20 protein-coding genes are annotated in these 21126 nt (G+C 65.8%); 10 read left to right on the top strand and 10 right to left on the bottom strand.

Annotated features, from left to right (window positions below; translation table 11 throughout):
- Positions 1–47: 47 nt before the first annotated feature.
- The 5 genes from J5837_RS13975 to J5837_RS13955 all read right to left on the bottom strand — a co-directional run bounded on the left by J5837_RS13975 (position 48) and on the right by J5837_RS13955 (position 5911).
- Positions 48–842: a ferredoxin--NADP reductase gene (locus tag J5837_RS13975; RefSeq protein WP_210537371.1), complete on the bottom strand. Its 795-nt coding sequence runs from the start codon at positions 840–842 to the stop codon at positions 48–50.
- Positions 843–1028: 186 nt separating this feature from the next.
- Entirely contained in the window at positions 1029–2882 is a 1854-nt protein-coding gene (locus J5837_RS13970) for an ABC transporter ATP-binding protein (RefSeq protein WP_210537370.1), read from the bottom strand.
- 70 nt (positions 2883–2952) lie between these two features.
- Complete coding sequence (locus tag J5837_RS13965) at positions 2953–3393, bottom strand: carboxymuconolactone decarboxylase family protein (RefSeq protein ID WP_210537369.1); 441 nt, start codon at positions 3391–3393, stop codon at positions 2953–2955.
- 34 nt (positions 3394–3427) lie between these two features.
- Positions 3428–4315: an RNA polymerase sigma-70 factor gene (locus tag J5837_RS13960; protein WP_210537368.1), complete on the bottom strand. Its 888-nt coding sequence runs from the start codon at positions 4313–4315 to the stop codon at positions 3428–3430.
- Between the two features lie 120 nt (positions 4316–4435).
- Complete coding sequence (locus tag J5837_RS13955; protein ID WP_210537367.1) at positions 4436–5911, bottom strand: serine hydrolase; 1476 nt, start codon at positions 5909–5911, stop codon at positions 4436–4438.
- A 112-nt stretch (positions 5912–6023) separates the two neighbouring features.
- On the opposite strand from J5837_RS13955, the gene J5837_RS13950 reads away from it, so the two are divergent.
- Positions 6024–7556 carry a fumarate hydratase gene (locus J5837_RS13950; RefSeq protein ID WP_210537366.1) on the top strand — a complete coding sequence of 511 codons (1533 nt, stop codon included), beginning with the start codon at positions 6024–6026 and terminating at the stop codon, positions 7554–7556.
- 197 nt (positions 7557–7753) lie between these two features.
- Entirely contained in the window at positions 7754–8389 is a 636-nt protein-coding gene (locus tag J5837_RS13945) for a glutathione S-transferase family protein (protein ID WP_210537365.1), read from the top strand.
- A 39-nt stretch (positions 8390–8428) separates the two neighbouring features.
- Here the strand turns inward: J5837_RS13945 and J5837_RS13940 are convergent, their stop codons facing one another.
- Positions 8429–9547: a sterol desaturase family protein gene (locus J5837_RS13940; protein WP_210537364.1), complete on the bottom strand. Its 1119-nt coding sequence runs from the start codon at positions 9545–9547 to the stop codon at positions 8429–8431.
- 100 nt (positions 9548–9647) lie between these two features.
- Between J5837_RS13940 and J5837_RS13935 the strand changes: the two genes are divergently transcribed.
- Positions 9648–10103, top strand: a complete 456-nt coding sequence (locus tag J5837_RS13935) for a CoA-binding protein (protein WP_210537363.1) — start codon at positions 9648–9650, stop codon at positions 10101–10103.
- 2 nt (positions 10104–10105) lie between these two features.
- On the opposite strand, the gene arsC is transcribed toward J5837_RS13935, so the two are convergent.
- The 3 genes from arsC to J5837_RS13920 are packed head-to-tail and all read right to left on the bottom strand — an operon-like array spanning position 10106 to position 12219.
- Complete coding sequence (gene arsC, locus J5837_RS13930) at positions 10106–10531, bottom strand: arsenate reductase (glutaredoxin) (protein ID WP_210537362.1); 426 nt, start codon at positions 10529–10531, stop codon at positions 10106–10108.
- Positions 10531–11685, bottom strand: coding sequence for a phospholipase A (locus J5837_RS13925; protein WP_210537361.1), 1155 nt, complete (start codon positions 11683–11685; stop codon positions 10531–10533). The genes arsC and J5837_RS13925 overlap by 1 nt, the downstream gene beginning before the upstream one ends.
- Positions 11686–11733: 48 nt before the next feature.
- Positions 11734–12219, bottom strand: a complete 486-nt coding sequence (locus tag J5837_RS13920) for a DUF456 domain-containing protein (protein WP_210537360.1) — start codon at positions 12217–12219, stop codon at positions 11734–11736.
- A gap of 235 nt (positions 12220–12454) precedes the next feature.
- Between J5837_RS13920 and J5837_RS13915 the strand changes: the two genes are divergently transcribed.
- Positions 12455–12664, top strand: a complete 210-nt coding sequence (locus J5837_RS13915; RefSeq protein WP_162373916.1) for a cold-shock protein — start codon at positions 12455–12457, stop codon at positions 12662–12664.
- A gap of 89 nt (positions 12665–12753) precedes the next feature.
- Here the strand turns inward: J5837_RS13915 and J5837_RS13910 are convergent, their stop codons facing one another.
- A complete protein-coding gene (locus J5837_RS13910; protein ID WP_210537359.1) occupies positions 12754–13860 on the bottom strand; it encodes a M35 family metalloendopeptidase in 1107 nt (368 codons plus the stop codon).
- A 145-nt stretch (positions 13861–14005) separates the two neighbouring features.
- Here J5837_RS13910 and J5837_RS13905 point away from each other — a divergent pair, with 145 nt between their 5' ends.
- The 6 genes from J5837_RS13905 (at position 14006) to J5837_RS13880 (ending at position 21123) form a co-directional block, all read left to right on the top strand.
- Entirely contained in the window at positions 14006–14704 is a 699-nt protein-coding gene (locus J5837_RS13905; RefSeq protein ID WP_210537358.1) for a hypothetical protein, read from the top strand.
- A 322-nt stretch (positions 14705–15026) separates the two neighbouring features.
- Positions 15027–15683 carry a GspH/FimT family pseudopilin gene (locus tag J5837_RS13900; RefSeq protein WP_210537357.1) on the top strand — a complete coding sequence of 219 codons (657 nt, stop codon included), beginning with the start codon at positions 15027–15029 and terminating at the stop codon, positions 15681–15683.
- A complete protein-coding gene (pilV, locus tag J5837_RS13895) occupies positions 15680–16150 on the top strand; it encodes a type IV pilus modification protein PilV (protein ID WP_244755961.1) in 471 nt (156 codons plus the stop codon). Before J5837_RS13900 ends, pilV begins: the two co-directional genes overlap by 4 nt.
- Positions 16147–17241, top strand: coding sequence for a prepilin-type N-terminal cleavage/methylation domain-containing protein (locus J5837_RS13890; RefSeq protein ID WP_210537581.1), 1095 nt, complete (start codon positions 16147–16149; stop codon positions 17239–17241). The genes pilV and J5837_RS13890 overlap by 4 nt, the downstream gene beginning before the upstream one ends.
- A gap of 8 nt (positions 17242–17249) precedes the next feature.
- Positions 17250–17774, top strand: coding sequence for a pilus assembly PilX family protein (locus tag J5837_RS13885; protein WP_210537356.1), 525 nt, complete (start codon positions 17250–17252; stop codon positions 17772–17774).
- Between the two features lie 13 nt (positions 17775–17787).
- The gene (locus J5837_RS13880) at positions 17788–21123 is read left to right on the top strand and encodes a pilus assembly protein (protein WP_244755960.1); all 3336 of its coding nucleotides are present in this window, start codon (positions 17788–17790) and stop codon (positions 21121–21123) included.
- Positions 21124–21126: the final 3 nt, after the last annotated feature.

Below are 21126 nucleotides of genomic sequence, written 5' to 3'. Positions count from 1 at the left end.
ATGGGCCATTCGTCGGGGGGCGGCCCGCGCATGGCGGCGCCGATGGCTTATTTCTCGACGAAGGCCCGCTCGAACACGTATTGCCCCGGCGTGCCGATGCGCGGCGCGGCGCTGAAGCCGCGGCCATCGAGCAGGGCGCGGAAGTCGGCCAGCATCTGCGGGCTGCCGCAGATCATCGCGCGATCGTGTTCGGCGTCCAGCGGTTCGATACCCAGGTGCTGCATCATCCGTCCGTCCGCCATCAGGTCGGTCAGGCGGCCATGCTGGTCGTGGCCGTTGAACTCGAACGGCTCGCGCGACACCGCCGGGTAGTACTTCAGCTTGGCGGCGATCGTCTCGCCGAGGAATTCGTGGTGCGGCAGTTCGTTGACGATGTAGTCGCGGTAGGCCAGGTCGGCCGCGCCGCGCACGCCGTGGCACAGCACGACCTTGTCGAAGCGCTCGTAGGTTTCCGGATCCTTGATCACCGACAGCCACGGCGCCAGGCCGGTGCCGGTGCCCAGCAGGTACAGGTTGCGGCCGGGGTGCAGGTCGGAGATCAGCAGGGTGCCGGTGGGCTTCTTGCCGACCAGGATGCTGTCGCCGGGCTTGATGTGCTGCAGGCGCGAGGTCAGCGGGCCGTTGGCCACCTTGATGCTGAAGAACTCGAGCTGCTCCTCCCAATTGGCGCTGGCGATGGAATACGCGCGCATCAGCGGCTTGCCTTCGGTTTCCAGGCCGATCATCACGAACTGGCCGTTGTCGAAGCGGAAGCCGTCGTCGCGGGTGGTGGTGAAACTGAAGTAGGCGTCCGTCCAGTGGCGGACGTCGAGCACCGTCTCGGTGCCGAAGGCGGAAGACATGGGGGAAGCTGGGTGAAAACGTCGATGCGCATTGTACCGGAGTGCGGCATTGGTGGCCTTATCGCCCCCTTTGAAAAAAGGGGGCAGGCGCCTGCGCGGCAGGCGACCGGGGATTTGCGGTTCGCGGCAGAAGCTCAAATCCCCCTCAGACCCCCTTTTTCAAAGGGGGAGGTGCTGTCGCTAGGTTCAGCGATAGCCGGCGGCCTGCAGCTCGAACAGCTCGGCGTAGCGCCCGCCCTGGGCCATCAGTTCGGCATGGGTACCGCTGGCCTCGACCTTGCCGTCGGCCAGCACCAGGATCCGGTCGGCCATGCGCACGCTGCTGAAGCGGTGGCTGATCAGCACCGCGGTCTTGCCGTCCGACAGTTCCTTGAAGCGTTCGAATACCTCGAACTCGCTGCGCGCGTCCAGCGCCGCGGTCGGTTCGTCGAGGATCATCACCTGCGCATCGCGCATGTAGGCGCGGGCTATGGCGATCTTCTGCCACTGGCCGCCGGACAGGTCCATGCCGTCCTTGAAACGGCGCCCGATCACCTGTTCGTAGCCCTTCGGCAGGGTGGCCACGACCTCGTCGGCCATGCCCTTATGCGCCGCGCGTTCGATCCGCGCGCGGTCGTCCATCGCGTCGATCTGGCCGACGCCGATGTTCTCCGCCGCGGTCAGGTGGTAGCGCACGAAATCCTGGAAGATCACCCCGATGTTGGCGCGCAGGTCGTCGAGGTCGTAGTCCCTGAGGTCGCGCCCGTCGAGCAGGATGCGGCCCTCGTCGGGGTCGTAGAGCCGCGCCAGCAACTTCACCAGCGTGGTCTTGCCGGCACCGTTCTCGCCAACCAGGGCCAGCACTTCGCCGGCATGCAGTTCGAACGACAGGCCGCGCAATGCCCAGCGTTCGGATCCCTCGTAGCGGAAACCGACGTTGTCGAACACGAAGCCCTCGCGGATCGGCGCCGGCACCGGCAATGCGTCCGGCTTGCTGCGGATCTCGGGTTCGATCTCGAAGAACGAGTACAGGTCGTCCAGGTACAGCGCCTGGCTGGCTACCTGCGAGAAGCCGGCGAGCAGGCTTTCCAGCAATTGGCGCAGGCGGCGGAAGCTGCCGGCGAGGAAAGTCAGGTCGCCGATGGAGAAATCGCCGCGCACGGTGCGCCAGGCGATGTAGGCGTAGGCGACGTAGTAGCCCAGTGTGCCCAGCGCGGCCAGCAGGGTGCCCCAGAACGCGCGCTTGCCGGCCAGCTTGCGGTTGGCCAGGTAGAACTTCTGCGACAGGGTGCGGAAGCGTTCGATGAAGAAGCGGTTGAGGTTGAAGATCTTGACCTCTTTCGCCGTCTCCACGCTGGCGCCCATCTGCCGCAGGTACTCCAGTTGCCGGCGTTCCGGCGTCCACTGGAAGTTCAGCGAGTAGTTCAGCGCGTTGAAGTGCGATTCGCCGACGAAGGCCGGCACCAGCGCGATGGCCAGCAGCACCATCAGCCACGGCGCGTAGGCCAGCAGGCCCGCGGCGAAGCTGACCACGGTGATCGCGTCCTGCGCCTGCCCGAACAACTGGCTGAGCAGGTTCATCCGGCCCATGGTCTGCCGGCGCGCACGCTCCAGCTTGTCCTGCAGGTCGGCGTCCTCGAAATCTTCCAGGTCCAGCGTTGCCGCGTGTTCCATCAGGCGGATGCTGGTGGCGTTGGTGAACTTCTCGGACAGCACCGCGTCGACGTAGCCGGTCAGGCGGCCGAGCAGGTCCGAGCCGATCGCCAGCGCGAATTCGATGCCCAGCAGCGCCAGCAGGTGGTCCATCTGCCCCGAATGCCAGGCTTCCGCCAGGTCGCGGGCGACGCCCAGGCCGATCAGGCGCACGGCTTCGTCGATGATCAGCTTGCCGATGTACAGCGTGGCGATCGGCAGGAAAGCGCGGATCAGGCGGATGCCGATGCTCGCCGCGGTCAGCGGTTTGCTGGTGCCCCAGATCTCGCGCAGGAACGGCGGGATGTTGCGCATCGCGCCGAAGCGCTGGCGCAGGTTGAGCTGGGCCTGGGGCAGGGGAGGTGGCATGGGGCCGCATTGTGCGGCCTGTGCCGGAGCGGCGGAAGCGGCGCGGATCGACGTCCGCGCCGCAGGTGGATCAGGGCAATTCGGGCTGCAGGCCCACGCCCAGGCGGTTCCAGGCATTGATGGTGGCGATGGCCATGGTCATCTCGGCGATTTCCTGTTCGTCGAAATGCGCCGTCAATGCATCGTAGGTCGCATCCGCGGGAGCGCCCGACGGCAGGTGGGTGAGGGCCTCGGCCCAGGCCAGCGCGGTGCGTTCGCGCTCGTCGAAAAAGCGGCTGTCGCGCCAGCCGGCGACGGTATCGAGCTTGCGCGGTTCCACGCCGGCCTTGCGCAGCGCGGTGCCGTGCATGTCCATGCAGAAAGCGCACCCGTTGATCTGCGACACGCGCAGGAACAGCAGTTCGAGGAACGGGGCCCCCAGTTTGCCCTTGTGCAGGCCCAGGCTGATCGCGGACAGGCCGCGGAAGGCTTCGGGGACGTAGCGGGGATATTCGACGCGATGGAACTTCATGGAGGGGATTTCCCGACGACCGGAATGGCCGCCTTCACTCCAAGGACGCGCCGGCGGGCGACGCCGTGACAATCGCGTGCAACTTGTCCGGATTCATCAGCGTCAGCACTTCGCTGATGCGTTCGCCATCGCTGACCGCCAGGGTCAGCGAATGCAGGCGGCCATCGGCGAAGCGCAGGATCGCCGGTTCGCCATTGACCCAGCCCAGTTGCGCGTCCACGACTGCGCCGCGCCGGGCGACCGCCCAGTACAGCCGGGCGATGCGTGCGGCCCCGATCAACGGACGCAGCGTGGCGGTGACCTTGCCGCCGCCATCGGAAACCAGGCGTGCGTCTTCGGTCAGCAAGGCGGTGATCGCGGCCTGGTCGCCGCGCTGGGACGCTTCCATGAAGCGCTGCAGCAGGCGGCGATGGCGTTCGGGCGGCACTTCGAAACGCGGCCGCCCGGCGCGCAGGCGCTCGCGGGCACGATGCACCAGCTGCCGGCAGTTGGCTTCGCTGTGGCCGAGCCATTCGCCGATGCGGGCGTAGTCGTAGTCGAAGGCTTCCTTCAGCAGGAACGCCGCGCGTTCGTCGGGATTGAGGCGCTCCAGCAGGGCCAGGAAGGCCAACGACACCTCGCTGGCGATTTCCTCGGCATGGGCGGGATCGGGCGCGGTGTCCACGCTCAGCGGTTCCGGCAGCCATGGGCCGACGTAGTCCGTGCGCGCGGCCTTGGCTGCACGCAGGCGATCCAGCCCCAACCGGGTCGCGGTCGTCACCAGCCACGCCTCCGCGTCGCGGATCGCCGTGCGGTCCGCGCCATGCCAGCGCAGCCACGCTTCCTGCACCACGTCTTCGGCGTCGGCGGGTGTGCCGAGCAGGCGATAGGCGAGGGAAAACAGGCGCGGGCGCTGGGCTTCGAAGGTCGGATCGGCGTTCATGTTCTCCAGGACGAAGCAAGGCGGGCCCGCGTGACAGCCAGGGCCGTGCTGGCGCTTTGGCCCGGCGCCGGATTTTCCTCTCGGCCGGCTTGGGGAACCAGCCGTGCTCCGTCCGGGCCCTTAACGGGCCAGCAGTTTCTTCAGATGGTAGGCGCCGTTCTGGTTGGTCGGGTCCAGCTCGAGCGATTTCCGGTAGTTGGCGATGGCTTGCGGTTTGTCGCCCAGCTTTTCGTAGGCCTCGGCCAGGCTGTCGAAGGCGTTCCAGCTTTGCGGCCATTGTTCCGCGTTGTAGCGGAACAGGCCGAGGGCCTGCTTCGGCTTGTCTTCGCGCAGCAGCCGGTATCCCCACAGGTTGATGTACTGCTCGGTCAAATGGAGTTCGGGGTGCTGGCGCCGCACTTCGGTCGCGATGCGGGTGACGTCCTGGTAATTGCCGGCCTGCAGTGCATTCTCGAATGCCGCCAGCGCGGGCGGCTTGCCCCAGATCTCCTCCATCGCGTGGGTCGCCAGTTCCTGCATTTCGTTCTGGGTCTCGCCAGGCCGGTTGGCCAGCAGCACGATGCCGTAGCCCAACTCCGGATACATTTCGATGTAGCTGGAACACCCGAACGTGCTGCCGGACATGCGCAGGCGCAACTTGCCGTCGACGGTCTTGTTCAAGTTCCAGTTGAGGCTGGTCGCGGCTTCGTCCGTATCGCCCCAGACAGGCTGCTGGCTCAAGCGGATGGCTGGATCGGTCGCGGCCAATTCTGCGCCCAGGAACTTCGCCATGTCCGTCGTGCTGTAGCGCAACCCGCCCGCCATCAGGAACGCACGCTCGTAGAGGCGCGGCATGGCTACCTGCCGCTTGTTGTAGCCGTTGACCTCGTCCGCGGCGCGGCTGCGGCCCGTGCCAGATGCCATGCCGAAGGGCTTTTCGACGTAGCGCGCGATCAACGCTTCATAAGGCTCTCCATACACTTTCTCGAGGATGCGTCCGAGCAGGTCCGCGGCGAGGTTCGAATGCTGCGGTTTCGTCCCGGGCTTGGCGCCGAGTTTGGCCGCCTTCAGTTCTTCGTAAACCTGGTCCGGCGCGAAGCCCTTCATGGCTTCCAGCGCGATGAAGGGCGCCTTGTCCGGATCGACCTTGCCCTGCGGGAAGGGATTGGGCAGGTTGTCGGGCAGGCCGGAAGTCGTGTTCGCCAGGTCGACGATGCGCACCGGCGTGCCTTCCCAGGCAAGATTGGGGTAATCGCCGGGCAGGTAGCGCCGGATATCGTCCTGCAGGCCGATCCTGCCTTCTTCCACCGCATGCGCCAGCACCAGCGAGGTGAAGATCTTGCTGATCGATCCGATCTCGTAGACCGACTTTTCGGTGGGCGGCTGCACCTTGCCGCGCGTGGTCGTCCCGAAGTTGTAGAAGTGCGCCTTGCCGTCCTTGACCACGGCGATGGACATGCCGTCGGTCCGCCCCTCTTGGATGAACTGGTTGCCCAGGCGCTCGAACGTGCGATCCATCCGCATTTGTTCGGTCCCCGGATCTTTCGATGACCCGGCGGCAAAAGCCGGGGCGACGGTGCAGAACAATGCCACCGTGGCGAGCAGGCGCAATTTCATGGCGATCCTCTGGTCTCCGGCTCAGGCCGGCATCGGCGTGAGATGCACGGTGCGGCCGAAAGGTTGCCCGGCCACGGTAAAATGGCGGCTTCAGCCCCCGCCAAGCCCACCCGTGACCACGAATCCGAGCCGCAGCATCCGCCAGGAAGACCTGATCCAGTCCGTCGCCGACGCCCTGCAGTACATCAGCTACTACCACCCGGTCGATTACATCAAGAACCTCGCCGCCGCCTACGAACGCGAGGAATCGCCGGCCGCGAAGGACGCCATCGCCCAGATCCTGATCAACTCGCGGATGTGCGCCGAAGGCCATCGCCCGATCTGCCAGGACACCGGCATCGTCACCGTGTTCCTCGAGATCGGCATGGACGTGCGTTGGGACGACGCCACGATGGGCGTCGAGGACATGGTCCACGAGGGCGTGCGCCGCGCCTACAACCATCCGGACAACAAGCTGCGCGCTTCGGTGCTGGCCGATCCGGCCGGCAAGCGCACGAACACGAAGGACAACACGCCGGGCGTGGTCAACGTCAAGGTCGTGCCGGGCAACACCGTCGACGTGATCGTGGCCGCGAAGGGCGGCGGTTCGGAAGCGAAGTCGAAGTTCGCGATGCTCAACCCGTCCGATTCCATCGTCGACTGGGTGCTGAAGACCGTGCCGACGATGGGCGCCGGCTGGTGCCCGCCGGGCATGCTCGGCATCGGCATCGGCGGCACCGCCGAGAAGGCGATGCTGCTGGCCAAGGAAGCGCTGATGGAGCCGATCGACATCGTCGAGCTGCAGGCGCGCGGACCGTCGAATCGCGCCGAGGAACTGCGCCTGGAGCTGTACGAAAAGGTCAACGCGCTCGGCATTGGCGCGCAGGGCCTGGGCGGCCTGACCACGGTGCTCGACATCAAGGTCAAGGATTACCCGACCCACGCCGCCAACCTGCCGGTGGCGATGATCCCGAACTGCGCCGCCACCCGCCACGCGCATTTCACCCTCGACGGCAGCGGCCCGGTGATGCTGGATCCGCCGTCGCTGGAGGACTGGCCGAAGCTGACCTATTCGCCGCAGAACGCGCGACGCGTCGATCTCGACACCGTGACGAAGGAAGCAGTCGCTTCGTGGAAGCCCGGCGAAGTGCTGCTGCTCAACGGCAAGCTGCTGACCGGTCGCGACGCCGCGCACAAGCGCATGGTCGACATGCTCAACAAGGGCGAGCCGCTGCCGGTCGACCTGAAGGGTCGCTTCATCTATTACGTCGGCCCGGTCGATCCGGTGCGCGATGAAGTGGTGGGCCCGGCAGGCCCGACCACCGCCACGCGCATGGACAAGTTCACCGAACAGGTGCTCGCCCAGACCGGCCTGATGGGCATGGTCGGCAAGGCCGAGCGCGGACCGGCAGCCATCGAAGCGATCAAGAAGCACCAGTCGGCCTACCTGATGGCGGTCGGCGGCGCGGCCTACCTGGTGTCGAAGGCGATCAAGGCGGCCAGGGTCGTCGGCTTCGCCGACCTGGGCATGGAGGCGATCTACGAATTCGAGGTCAAGGACATGCCGGTGACGGTCGCCGTGGATTCGCAGGGTACGTCCGTGCACAACACCGGCCCGAAGGAATGGCAGGCACGCATCGGCAAGATTCCGGTGGTGGTGGCGTAAGTATCGTTCGCTGTTCGGCGTCGTCCCGGCGCAAGCCGGGATCCAGCGCTTGCTTTAGCCCGTCATTCCCGCGCAGGCGGGAATCGCTCTTGCTCTTGCTTCTGCTCACAGCACGCAGGAACGAGGGCGGAAACGAAAGGCAGGAGTGATTCCCGCCTGCGCGGGAATGACGACTTCCCATATTTCGAGGAATCCGCATGTCCATCGTTCTGTACGGCTCCCAAAGCACCGCTTCCCTCGTGGTCCACTGGCTGCTGATCGAACTAGGCGTCGAGCACGAACTGCGCATGCTCGACTTCGACAAGCGCGAACAGAAGTCCCCCGAATACCTGAAGCTCAACCCGCAGGGCAGGGTGCCGACGTTGCTGATCGACGGGCAGGTATTGACCGAATCAGCCGCAATCGCCATGCACCTGGCCGACCTGTATCCGCAGGCCGGCCTCGCGCCCGCCATCGGTACGCCGGAACGCGCGGCCTATTACCGCTGGATGTTCTTCGGTGCGTACACGCTGATGCCGGCCTATCGCGGCTGGTTCTATCCCGACGAGCCGGCCGGTGCGGAAAACATCGACAAGGTGAAAGCTTCGTCGCGCGCCGGGCTCGAATCCGCGTGGCAGCAGGTCAGCGATCATCTCGAAGCCAATGGTCCCTACCTGCTCGGCGAGCGGCGTTCGGCCGCCGATTTCCTGTTCACCATGCTGATGCGCTGGTCGCGCAACATGCCGCGTCCCATCGACCGCTGGCCGGCGCTGCATGCGTACGCCGCGCGGATGAAGGCGCTGCCTTCGTTCCGCGAGGTGTATGCGCGCGAAGGACTGACCGACTGGACGTAAGCGGTCCAGAGCCGCCCCATACCCGGTATGGGGCAAGCCCTACGCGACGTAATCGTCGAACTTCTTGCCGCCCTGGAACGGCATCAGGTGCTGGCCGAGGATGCCGCGCGGCACGGTTTCCAGCTTCATCACGCCGTATTCCTCCGGCCATTCTTCCTGCTTCTTCGGCAGTTTGAAGGTGCCCATCAGCATGTCCACCAACGGCAGGTGGATCGCGTAGTTCACGTCCAGGTAGTCCTTGTGCCGTGCGTGATGCCAGTGGTGGTAGCGCGGCAGCACCAGCAGGTATTCCAGCCAGCCGAAGCGGATGCCCAGGTTGGCGTGGGCCAGCACGGCCTGCAGCCCGACCAGCACGACGTAGGCGTTGACCGCCGATGCGGAAAAACCCAGCACCAGCAACGGCAACAGCACAGCGCTGCGGGTCAGCACGATTTCGACGAAGTGCACGCGCGAACCGGCCAGCCAGTCCATCGCACGGCTGGAATGGTGCACCGCGTGGAAGCGCCACAGCCACGGAATGTTGTGGTACGCGCGGTGCAGCAGCGCCTGCGCGAGATCGGCGACGAAAACCGCGATCAGGAACTGCGCCCAGGTCGGCAACGACTGGATCGCCGCCTTCAACGAGGGAAACAGCGCAAGCCCGGCGATCGTCGAGGTCGACGCAGTGACCAGGATCAGGATGAACTGCACCAGCACGTGGCTCATGAAGAAATAGGCGAGATCAGTGCGCCAGCCCGGCCGCAGCGGGGAAAGCTCGCGCTTGCCGAGGAAGCGCTCCATCGGCACGAACACCAGGGCCGAGAAGAACAGCGAGATCACGAACCAGTCCAGGCCCAGCGAATACGGCGTCTTGCCGATCGAGTCGAACTGCACGTTGGTGCCGCCCAGCAGCACCGCCAGGGTCGCGGCGCCGACGCCGGTCAGCGCGACGCGCTTGTTGCGGTCGCGCAGGATGGCCAGCGTGCCCAGCACGAACGCCGCCACCAGTCCCACCAGCAACAGGTGGCGCGCGAACTGTTCGGTATAGACTTTGCGGAAGTCCTGGCTGGTCAGCAACTCCGGGAAGTGGAAGCAGAGCACGCCGAACAGGCTGAGCAGCCCGAGCAGGGCGGAGGCGTAAGCGGCGTACGAGCGGCGCGGACGAGGCTGGTCGGACATGCGTACCTTCGAAGGATCCCGGATCGATGGCCGAGTCTACGGAATGGCCGGCCCGCTGCGTAGCCTTGCCGCCGATCCGAATCGCCGTTCCCACAACCTCATGGAGCCGACCGTGCGTGGCCAGCTGCTGGAAGACTTCGACGCCATCGACCGCCTGCTGCAACGCACCCGGCGGATCGCCGTGCTCGGCATCAAGCCGGAAACGCGCGCCGAGCGGCCTGCCCACCAGATTCCGCTGTACCTGAGCAACGCCGGCTACGAAGTGCTGCCCGTGCCGGTCTACTACCCGGACGTCGACCGCATCCTCGGCAGGGCGGTGCACCGGAAAGTCGCGGACGTTCCCGGCCGCGTCGACGTGGTCGACGTGTTCCGCAAGCCGGAAGACCTGGAACCGCACCTGCCCGATCTGCTGGCGGCGAGGCCGCGCGTGGTGTGGCTGCAATCCGGGATCCGCCACGACGCGTTCGCGGGGAAACTGCTCGATGCCGGCATCGACGTGGTGCAGGACCGCTGCATGCGGGTCGAGCACCGTCGCTGGCGCAGCGGACGCGACTGATTTCAGGCCGCGGAAACGCGCCGGCCGTTCGCGTCGACCACCAGCTCGCCGTCTTCCTTGCGGAACTCGCCGCGTTGCGGCGCAGGCAGGATGTCGAGCACCTGCTCCGAGGGCCGGCACAGTTTCACGCCTCGCGAGGTCACCACGATCGGGCGGTTGATCAGCACCGGGTGCGCCAGCATCGCATCGACCAGTGCATCGTCGTCCGCGTCTTCCAGCCCGAGTTCCGCATACAGCGTTTCCTTGCTGCGCACCACGTCGCGCACCGGCACCCGCATGCGTCCGATCAGGTCCAGCAGGGTGGCGCGGTCGGGCGGCGATTGCAGGTATTCGATGACGCGCGGCTCGATGCCGGCGTTGCGGATCAGGCCCAGCGTGTTGCGCGAAGTGCCGCAGCGCGGGTTGTGGTAGATCGTGGTTTCTTCCATCAGTACCAATCCAGCAGGGAAATGCCCAGGCCGAAATAGGTGGCCTTGTGGTTGTAGTCGATCAGGCTTTCGCCGTAGCCGTGGAACAGCTGCATGTGCGCGCGGAACGAACGGTTGATCGGAAAGCCGTAGTCCACCTGTACCGCGCCGTGCGAATCTTCGCCGGTGCGCAGCGAATGCCGGCCCAGCACGGTGAACACGTGGCCGCCGCGCGTGTAGGTCAGCATCGCGTCCCCGCGGCCGACGTAATCCTCGATGTCCGGGTTGTCGTCGTCGTTGCCGTCCGGGATGCGCCACCACGGCCGCAGCACCAGCGCCCAGTTCTCGCGGTCCAGCCCGAAGCTGGCCACGACCCGGTTCCAGCTGCGCGACAACGGGTCGGGCCGGCCGTTCGACTGGTGGTTGATGCCGATGCCGGTCATCCGCCCCTTCCAGCCACCCAGGCTGTAGTTGTTGCGGAACACCAGCATCACTTCCGGTTCGTAGTTGGTTTCGCGGAACGGACGCGAGTCGTCGCCGTTGAAGACCTGCCAGCGCGAGCTTTGCGTGTACGCGCCCCACAGGTCGCCGTTGTCGCCGAACAGGTTCTCGGCGAACTTGGTCTTGAAGCTGAGCTGGAACTTCGCCTCGACGTCCTGCAGGTTCTGCGGCTCGGTCACGGTATTGCGCGGATTGGGCGAATACGGCGTCTCGTTGACCTGGCTGGTCCAGAACGCCGGCAACAGGTACACCGGTTTGTATGCGCGCATCTGGAACACGCCCAGCTTGGAGTCCTTGGCCAGTTCCCAGCGGCTGTCCAGCAGCGAGCCCTTGCCGGCGTTGGCGAGCGCATCGGCGGCGGCCGGATCGTCCACCGCGAACACCGCGCCGAGGCGATGGCGTGCGCGTTGCCCCAGCGGTGCGTCGGCCGGCGGCGCGCTTGCGGCCTTCAGTTGTTCCAGTTGCAGGCGCGCGGCATTGGCGTCGGCGTCGGCGGCATTCGTGTCCGACGGCCGTCGGCCCAGTGCATGGTCGTAACAGGCCAGGCGTTCGGCGTCGGTGGCGATCGCGGTGCAGGCGCCGGCCATCGTGGCCTTGTCCGTTTCCTGCGCCAGGGCCGGCGTCGAGAGGATGGCGAGGGTCAGCAGGGAAGTGCGGAAAGCGGAAGTCGTCATGGGCGCAATGGTTCGCAGGTCTTCGGACGGATCATCGCAAATCGCGCGTCAGAAGAACCACGCGAACACGAACAGTCCGAGCATCGCGAACGCCAATCCCAGCTTCAGCACGATGCCCAGCGCGATGCCCAGCCAGGTACCGAAGCCGACCTTCGCGGCCTTGCGCCATTTGCGGCCATGCCACAGTTCGCCGAGCAGGGCGCCGACGAAGGGGCCGACCAGCACGCCGATCGGCATGAAGAACAGGCCGGCGAAGGTGCCGATCACCGAACCCCACAGCGCCTTGGAACTGGCGCCGACCTTCTTCGCCCCGACCGTGGTGGAGAGGAAATCCACCGCCAGCGACAGCAGGGTCATCAGGCCCAGCACGACCAGCGCCACCCAGCCGATCCGCTGGAAGTCGCCGGCCCAGGCCGCCAGCAGCATGCCGGCGAACACCAGCGGCAGGCCGGGCAGCGCGGGCAGGACCACGCCGACGATGCCCACCACGATCATCAGTACCGCCAGGGCGTAGCAGATGGCTTGGGTGTCCACGAAAATTCCTTTATCGATCAATCGGTTGTAGTTGCCGAAACCCGGTCCGGCGGGGGTTTGCATTTTCACAAATGCCGCGCTACTGTGCAGGCGCTGTGCTTGCCGGATTCATCGTGGATTGTGGCTACGTGTAGTCGATCCTTGCAGGTCGCTTCATCGTTACGCGCTTCCTCCTTGCAACCAGCCGCCGCGACCCGGCGTTTCCACCACCTGTTTCAAGGAGCAAGTAAAGCGTATGTCCGAGCGTGAGAACGGAACCGTCAAGTGGTTCAACGATGCGAAGGGCTTCGGTTTCATCAGCCGCGAGAACGGCGAGGACGTGTTCGTGCACTTCCGCGCCATCCAGACCCAGGGCTTCAAGAGCTTGAAGGAAGGCCAGAAGGTCAGCTTCACCGTCGTCCAGGGCCAGAAGGGCCTGCAGGCCGACGCCGTGCAGCCGCTCTGAGGCAGGCCCGACAACATCGCCGGCCGAATGCGGCCGGTCGAACAAAAAACCCGGCTTGCGCCGGGTTTTTTGTTGCTGCTTGAAACGCCTCAGTTCTGCGCCGGATTGTTTTCGGCGAAGTATTCGTGGCTGTCGGCGTTGTTCAGCGCGCCATCCGGGTCGGTCAGGGCGAGGTTCTTCGCGCCCGCCTGGCCATAGACCACGTCGTCGGTGCCGGCGACCACGTTGAAGTGGCTGGTTTCGTGGATCAGCGTGCCGGCCTTGGAATCGGTGCCGGTCAGCGGTGCGTTCCAGAACGCGCGGCAGACGAAGATCTCGTACGGCCGGGTCGGGTAGACGTAGGCGTAGTAGCTCTGGTTGCAGCCGCAGTTGATCTTGACTTCGCCGTTGCTCTGGTCGAGCGCCGCGTCGATCGCGGTGAAATGCTGCTTGGCCGTGTTGGTGCGGGTCGAGGTCGGGGTGCCGAACCAGGTGGTGTAGCGCGGGCCCGGTGAAGTGAAGTTGTAGTTCTTCGCGTTTTCCGAGTAGCCGCGCGCGGCGATCACCGCGTCGCCGGCGGTGGCGATCTGGGTGGTCGAGCAACCGACGTAGCTGACGCCGTTGACCACGGTGCCGCCGCTGCCCGGCTTGCCCTTGCCGTTGGTTCCGGACTTGGCGGCGCCGAGCACGTCGTTGCCGTCGATCCAGACGCGCGCCTTGTCGCTGCGCAGGACCATCGGATTGCCGCGCGAATCGCGCAGCATGCGCCCGTCGGACAGCGAAGCGTGCTGCAACGGCGAAACCAGGCTGATTTCGTAGTTGCCGCTCTTGCTCAGGTCGTAGGAAGCGGAGAGGTCGACCACCGTCTTCAGGCTGCGACCTGGCGGCAGCACGACGAAGTCGGTCGCTTCCGGCAGTCCACGCTTGACCAGCATGCCTTCGTACGCGACCGGCTCGCCGTCCAGGGTGACCTTGAACAGCGAGGTTTCCGGGGAGTCCGAAGGCAGTTCCCACTTGGGCACGCGCACGGCGCGATTGCCGGTGTTGGTGATGGTGACTTCGATCGGGCCCTGTAGATCGCCCGCCTTGGAGGCGGCCGGCGCGATGCTGACCTGCAGCGGATTGAGATCGGCGTTCTTCGGCGCCGCGACCACGGCCGCGATCGACAGCGAAAGGAGAGTGGCGCCTACAGCAAGATGACCGGGTTTGAACTTCATGCTCGGCTTTTCCTTGGAGTTGGGTGGAATGCCCGCCGGGCGGCGGACAGGCCGAATGTAGCCGGGATGCGGGTGAACGCATCGCGATGCGTGGGCGGCCTCCGTGCTAGCCTCGTCGAATCGAAGGTTGAAAACGGATTCGGCCGTGGAAACGACGAAATTTCTGTCCCTGGGGGTGGTTGCCATGGTCGCGATGACGGTATCGGCTTGCGGCGGTGCAACGAATTCCAGCGCTGGCGAGCCGCCGGCATCGACGCCGGTGCCGGCGCAGCCGGTCGCGGCATCGTCGCCGGCCGCAGGGTTGGAACGTCTGCGCGGCGAAGCCGTGGTCGGCAAGGACGGCTACGGCGTTACGCCTTGCGGCAGCGACCGGCAGCGGATCGTCGAATTCGCGCCGGATGCGCAGGCTTTCATCGATCGTTTCCTGGAGCCGGGCGGGCGGCTCGCGTTCTTCTTCGATGGCTGGGTACGCGAACGCGAGGGCAAGTGGATCGTCGACTCGGTCGAACGCGTCCACACCGAGGGACCGCGTTGCGACGCGCCGCTGGAACAGGCGATGTTCGTTGCCCGCGGCACCGAACCGTTCTGGTCGCTGTCGTTGAGCGCGACGGGATGGGAACTGCAACGTCCCGGGCAGGAAGCGCTGCGGGTGCAGGCGCCGGCGACCAGGGCCGGCACGGCTTACGTCTGGGAATCTTCAGCGCCGGCGGCGAAGGTCGAAATCGTTCCCGGCTATTGCGCCGACGGCATGGCCGATGCGGCCTCGGGTTGGGAGGCGAAGCTGAGCCTGGACGGCAAGACGCTCAGCGGTTGCGCGCATCGGGGTGCGCTGGCCTTGCCCTGAACTGCCGGGGTACCGCTCCCGATCCCCAGTCGCTCTCTTGGGCCGGGACGCCCCGATTTCTGCCCGATCGGTTCGCCGGATTTGACCGAATTTGCCGCGCCCGGCCGGCCGACAATCTGTATTAGTAATGACAAAAACGTGATGAAAGGCCCGGATCGGGCCAAAAAATACCGCTTGTCGGGAAAAATGCTACTTTTATCCGCATTATCGGATGATGTGGGCGGGCAAGTCGGAGCGGCAGCCGATTGCCTGGCAGGGGGAATGCCGCAATCAGGGAAAACGGATGCGCTCGCTTCGCTGGGGAACTCGGCACGCTGGATTCATGGCTGCGGTGATTGCCGCGGCGGGGTTCCGTGCGTGTGCCAGCGGGGGGCGACAGCGAAGGCCAGCGTCCGGCGCTGTCGCGTACGTCGGTGTGCAGTCCGGCGTGACCCTGGTCGAACTGATGGTCGCGCTCGCCGTGGCCGCCATCCTGCTGGCCCTGGCCGTGCCTTCCATGCAGTCGCTGATCAACAGCAACCGGTTGCGCACCGCCACCAATGAGACGCTGGCGACGCTCCAGGCGGCAAGGATCGAAGCGATCCGGGCGAACCGTCGCATGGTCGCCTGCCTGACGGTCGACCCGAACGCCGATGCGCCGGTGTGCGATGGCAACGGCGCCAGTGGGTGGATCGTGTTCCAGGACGCGGACCGCAACGGCAAGTACGCGGCCACCGAACGCCTGGTCCGGCGGACTTCCGTTGCCGGCGAAGTGCGCCTGCTCGGCAGCACGGCATTGAACGGCCGGATCACCTTCAATGCAGACGGCATGGCAAGGGATGCGGCCGGCAACCTGCTCAACGCCGCCGTGAGCGCGTGCCTGCCGCTGACCGCTCCGCGGCAGAACCGAAGCGACATCAGCATCAGCGCAGGCAGCCGGTTCCGCGCGGAGCGCAAGGACGCCGGCGGAAAGTGCGAAACACCAGGAGACAAACCATGAGCGAGGTCGTTCGCATGCGGACGGGACGAGGATTCGCCGGTCCCCGGCGCGTCGCCGGCGTCGGCATGATCGAAGTGCTGATCGCGGTCGTGCTGCTCGCATTCGGTATGCTGGGCATCGCGGCGCTGCAGATGGCCGCATTGCGCAGCAGCCAGGGTTCGCTGCAGCGCAGCCAGGCCACGATCGCGACCTACGCGATCCTCGACGCAATGCGCGCGAATCGCGACGAGGCGCGCGTTGGCGCCTACAACCTGACCGCCAAGACCTGCGCCATACCGGATACCGGTTCTCTGGCCAAGAACGACCTGGCCGAATGGATGGGTTCCCTGAAGCAGGTCCTTGGCGATTCCGCGTGCGCGAAGATCGTTTGCGGCAACGACAAATGCGAGATCGAGGTCAGCTGGACCGATACGCGCGCGAAGGCTGGGGAGCCCACCCCGCCGGTCGTGACGGTCACGCGCCTATGAACGGTTCTTTCCACCAGGTCCCCCGGGTGCGCGGCTTCAGCCTCGTCGAGCTGATGGTCGCGCTGGCGGTCGGACTGATCGTCACCGGTGCAGCGATCACCGTGTTCCTGTCCACCAGCCGCACCTACGACGCCACCGAAAGCCTCGGCCGCGTGCAGGAGAATCTGCGCGTCGCCTTCGAACTGATGGCCCGCGACATCCGCGAGGCGGGGGGAAACCCGTGCGAACGCGGCTTGCCGGTCTACAACGTGCTCAATAATCCGCAGGGCAAGTGGTATACCGATGCGATCGGCATCCATGGATACGAAGGCACCGAGGCTTTCGAGGGCGAGCCTTTCGGTACCGGCGAAGGACAGCGCATCGCCGGCACCGACGCGATCGAAATCAAGAGCGCCGGGCCCGGCATGAGCATCGTCAGCCACGTGCCGACTTCCGCGCAATTCAAGCTGGGCACCGCCGATCACGGCCTGTCTCCGGGCGACATCGCAATGGCCTGCGATTTCGGTGAGGTCGCCGTATTCCAGGTGACCAACGCACAACCGGGAATCAACGTCACGGTGGTCCACAACCCGGGCACCGGCACGCCCGGCAACTGCAGCAAGGGACTGGGGTACAGCGCTCCGCCGAACTGCGATGGCGCCAACGGCAACCAGTACGCCTTCGGCTGCTACATGGGCAAGTTCTCCGGCGGCGGCTGCGACGGCGACGAGGATGGGACCAAGAACGAACCGGAAGACCTGTGGCCCGCCATCATCTCCCGGCTGCGCATGGAGCGTTGGTACATCGGCGCCAATGCACAGGGCGGCAGGTCGCTGTACCAAGCCAGCGTCCGCAACGACGGTGGCAAGCTCAAGGTCGACAACAACGAGATCGTCGACGGCGTGGAGGACATGAGCCTGAAGTACCTCCTCGTCGGTGCGACGGGCTATGTCGACGCCACCGCGGTGAGCGCCGCGGACTGGACCTCGGACAAGGTCGTCGCCGTCTCCATCGACATCGTATTGACAGGTGCCGGAACTCCGGGCGCGGACGGAAAGGACATCCGGCGCCACCTGAAGATGATCACGACCATCCGGAACCACACCGAATGACGACTCCCATGACCGCATCCCATTCCCGTCAGCGCGGCGCCGCGACGCTGCTCGTGGTGTTGATCCTGCTGCTGGTCGTCGCGCTGATCGGCTTGGCCAGCCTGCGCGGCACGCTGATGGAGGAACGCATGAGCGCCGGCGTGCGCGATCGCGGACTGGCCTTCCAGGCGGCCGAGGCTGCCTTGCGCGAGGGCGAACTGGTGGCTGCGGATCGGCCGGCGGTTCCGGCATCCGGCTGTACGAAGGGGTTGTGTGCGATTCCGGTGCCGGGTGCCGCACCGATATGGGAAGACCCCTCGGTATGGGCGGATGCGCCCGAGACCGTCGTGACCCTCGGCGACCAGACGGCGAAGCCGAAGTACATCGTCGAGCTGCTCGCCACCAACGTGCCGCCGCGGGGCAGTTGCACCACCAGCAAGGTGATCGGCGAAACCTCCTGCAGCGGCACCGAAAGACGCTACCGCATCACCGCGCTCAGCCGCGCCGACGGCAGGGCCGAGGTGATGCTGCAGTCCATCTACGCGGTTCCTTGAGATGAGCCAGGCCATGAACGCCATCCGTTCCGATTCCCGCCGTCATTCCCTGCGTGGCCGACTGACGGCCGTCGCCATCGCCTTCCTGGCCACCCTGGCCGCGGGGCCGGGGCACGCCGTCGACATCCCCAACGATCCGCTGCAATCGCAGGCGGCGTATCCGCCGGCGAACGTGCGTTTCATCCTCGACGATTCCGGCTCGATGAACCTGGTCTCGATGCCCGCTTCTTTGGCGGACCCGAAATACAGCGACGGCACGGGTGCGTCCGGCTACCTGGACGACACCAATATCCGCCACGCGTCTTACGGCCACAACACGATCTACTACAACCCGGCGACGACCTACCTTCCCTGGATCAAGGCCGACGGCACCCGTTCCACCGGCGGCACTTCCTACACGGCGGCATACCGCCACACCGCCTTGCTGAGCGATACGGTCAATCTTTCCACTGCGACGCGCACGTTCTTCGTGCCGAATTCCGACGCCGTGAAGACCAGCACCGATCCGGCCGATTTCCAGCGGTTCCAGATACTCAGGGTCAACGGCAATCTTCACGTCGTGCGCAGCACGTGGGGCAGGTTGCGAAGCAACAATCGAGGCGAGCCCGGTGCCGGTTGCGACGACGGCGCCAATCGGGACGACGGCTGGATGCAATGCGAGTTCGCGACCCCGCTGCTGCCGACCAGCCCCGCATCGAGGCGCAGCGAAGCGGACGAGATGACCAACTTCGCGATCTGGTATTCCTACCATCGCAGCCGGATGAAGGTCGCCAAGGCCGGTGCCAGCGAGGCCCTGAGCCGGGTGGGCGAGTACCTGCGCATCGGCCTGGACACGATCAACCGCAACACCACGGGCTTTCCCTACGATATCCCGGTGGGCGCTGACGGCGGCCTGTTCCGCGGCGCCAACAAGAGCACCTGGTTCGACCGCCTGCGGTCGGCGCAGGGCGATGGCAGCACTCCCTTGCATCGCGCATTGCAACGCGCCGGCGATTATTTTTCGCGTAGCGACGCGGCCGGGCCGTGGGATTCGGGAACCGGCGTCTCGCAAATCAGCTGCCGCCAGAATTTCGCTATCCTGACCACCGATGGCTACTGGAATTCGACCGACGGTTTCGCCAGCGTGGGCGATGCCGACGGCACCGCCGGTCCGGCCAACACCTGGACCGATGCGTCGGGCAATATCAGGAAGAGCTTCACCTACGCGCCGGGAAACCCTTACCAGGACAATTTCGTCGAGACCGCCACCAAATCGCGATCGAATACCCTTGCCGACGTCGCGATGTATTACTGGAAGCGCGACTTGCGCAACGATCTGGAAAACAATGTCCCCGAATCGCTGGCCGACGAGGCTTTCTGGCAGCACATGGTCACCTTCGGCGTTTCGATCGGCTTGAGGGGCAACCTGGACCCGTCGAGCGACCTGCCGTCGATCAGGAACGGCACCAAGCACTGGCCCGATCCGATCAATGGCGGCGAAAACAGGGATCGCATCGACGACCTGTGGCACGCCAGCGTCAACGGACGCGGCGATTTCCTCGTCGCCAGCAACAGCAAGGAATTCACCGACGGCCTGTTGGCGGCGTTTGCGGAAGTCGCCAAGCGCCTAGGCTCGGCCTCGAACGTGACCGCGAACAGCACTTCGTTCGTGACCAACGGACGCGTCTACCAGGCCAGCTATCTTTCCGGTGCATGGAGCGGGGAACTGGCGGCCTACGATGCTTCCACGGCCGACGTGAAGGACGACACTCCGGTCTGGAGGGCGTCGGCGCTGATTCCGACCTCGGGCCGCAACCTGCTGACCTGGGGCGGCAGGGGAGGCGCATCGTTTCCGACCAGTGCCCAGATCGCCCTGCTGGACCAGTCGTCGCGGGCCATCGCCCCGGTCAATGGAACGGACAACGCCGCCTACATCGCAGGCGATCGCAGCAAGGAAAAGCAGAACGGCGGGGAGCTGCGCGACCGCGGCACCGTGCTCGGCGACATCGCCAATTCATCGCCTGTATACGTGAAGGAATCCCAGACGATCTTCGTCGGCGCCAACGACGGCATGCTGCATGCCTTCGATGCGACCACCGGCGCGGAACTCTTCGCTTATGTACCGGGCGGCATCAACTTCACGAACCTGGCGAGCCTGAGCAATCCGCGTTACCTGCACCAATACTTCGTCGACGGCCCCCTGATGGTCTCGTCTCGCGCCGTCACCCCGGGCAAGAACTACCTGGTCGGCGCACTGGGCCGCGGCGGCAAGGGCATGTATGCGCTGGACGTCACCTCGCCGCAGACGTTCCGCGCCGCCGACGTGCTCTGGGAACTCAACAGCGGCGCCAACCTGGGCCAGGTCCTGGGCGAGCCGCTGATCAGCCACCTCGGCAACGGCACCGCGGTCGCCATCTTCGGCAACGGGATCAACAGCGCCAGCGGCAAGGCCGTGCTGTATGTCGTCGACCTGCTCACCGGCGCGGTGCTCAACGAGATCGACACCGGCGAGGCTGGCGACAACGGCTTGTTCTCGCCGCGCGGCTGGGACGAGAACGGGGACGGTAGCGTCGATTACGTTTTCGCCGGCGACCTGAAGGGTCATGTCTGGAAGTTCGACTTCACCGGCACGACTCCGTCGATCGGTTATGGCGGCAGGCCGATGTTCACCACCGCTTCCGGCCAGCCGGTTACCGCCGACCTCGCGCTGGCGCAGCATCCGAAGACGGGGCAGCGCTGGGTGTTCGCCGGTACCGGCAGCCTGCTGTCGAAACTCGACCTGACGGACAACACCGTGCAGTCGATGTATGCGTTGATCGACGAGGGACCGGACCCGATCGCGACATCCGAACTCCAAGCGCGGACCATCGCGGTGGTCGATGCGACCACCGGCAACCGTGCCTTCGAGGCGAGCGGTACCTTGCCGGCGGGCAAGCGCGGCTGGTACCTCAATCTGTCGAATCCGTCGCCCGGAGAGCGCGTGCTCAGCCGGCCCCTGGTCGACGGCTCGGCGCTGTTCTTCGCCAGCGTCGTCCCGCCGACCAGCAACGTCTGCGACGCCGGTGGCAACGGCTATCTCAACGCCATCGATGCCTTCACCGGTACCAGCCTGGCGGATCCGTTCTTCGACACCAACGGCGACAGGAAATTCGACCAAAACGACACGCTGGACGATGGCTCCGGGAAAAAGGTCGCGACGGGCTCCATCAACCCTGGCGTCGGCATGCCGACCAAGCCGATCATCATCCGCGGATCCGACGAATCCGTAGCCGTCGTCGGTGGCTCGGGCGGAGGCCTGGCCGATCCGCCGATCAATCCGCCAGGATCGGCGCCGCGGCGGGTTTCCTGGCGCGAGATCCTGCATGACTGAGTC

The sequence above is a fragment of the Pseudoxanthomonas helianthi genome, assembly GCF_017939625.1.
In the GTDB taxonomy this organism is placed as follows: domain Bacteria; phylum Pseudomonadota; class Gammaproteobacteria; order Xanthomonadales; family Xanthomonadaceae; genus Pseudoxanthomonas_A; species Pseudoxanthomonas_A helianthi.
This window is presented reverse-complemented; position numbering and strand designations above follow the sequence as displayed.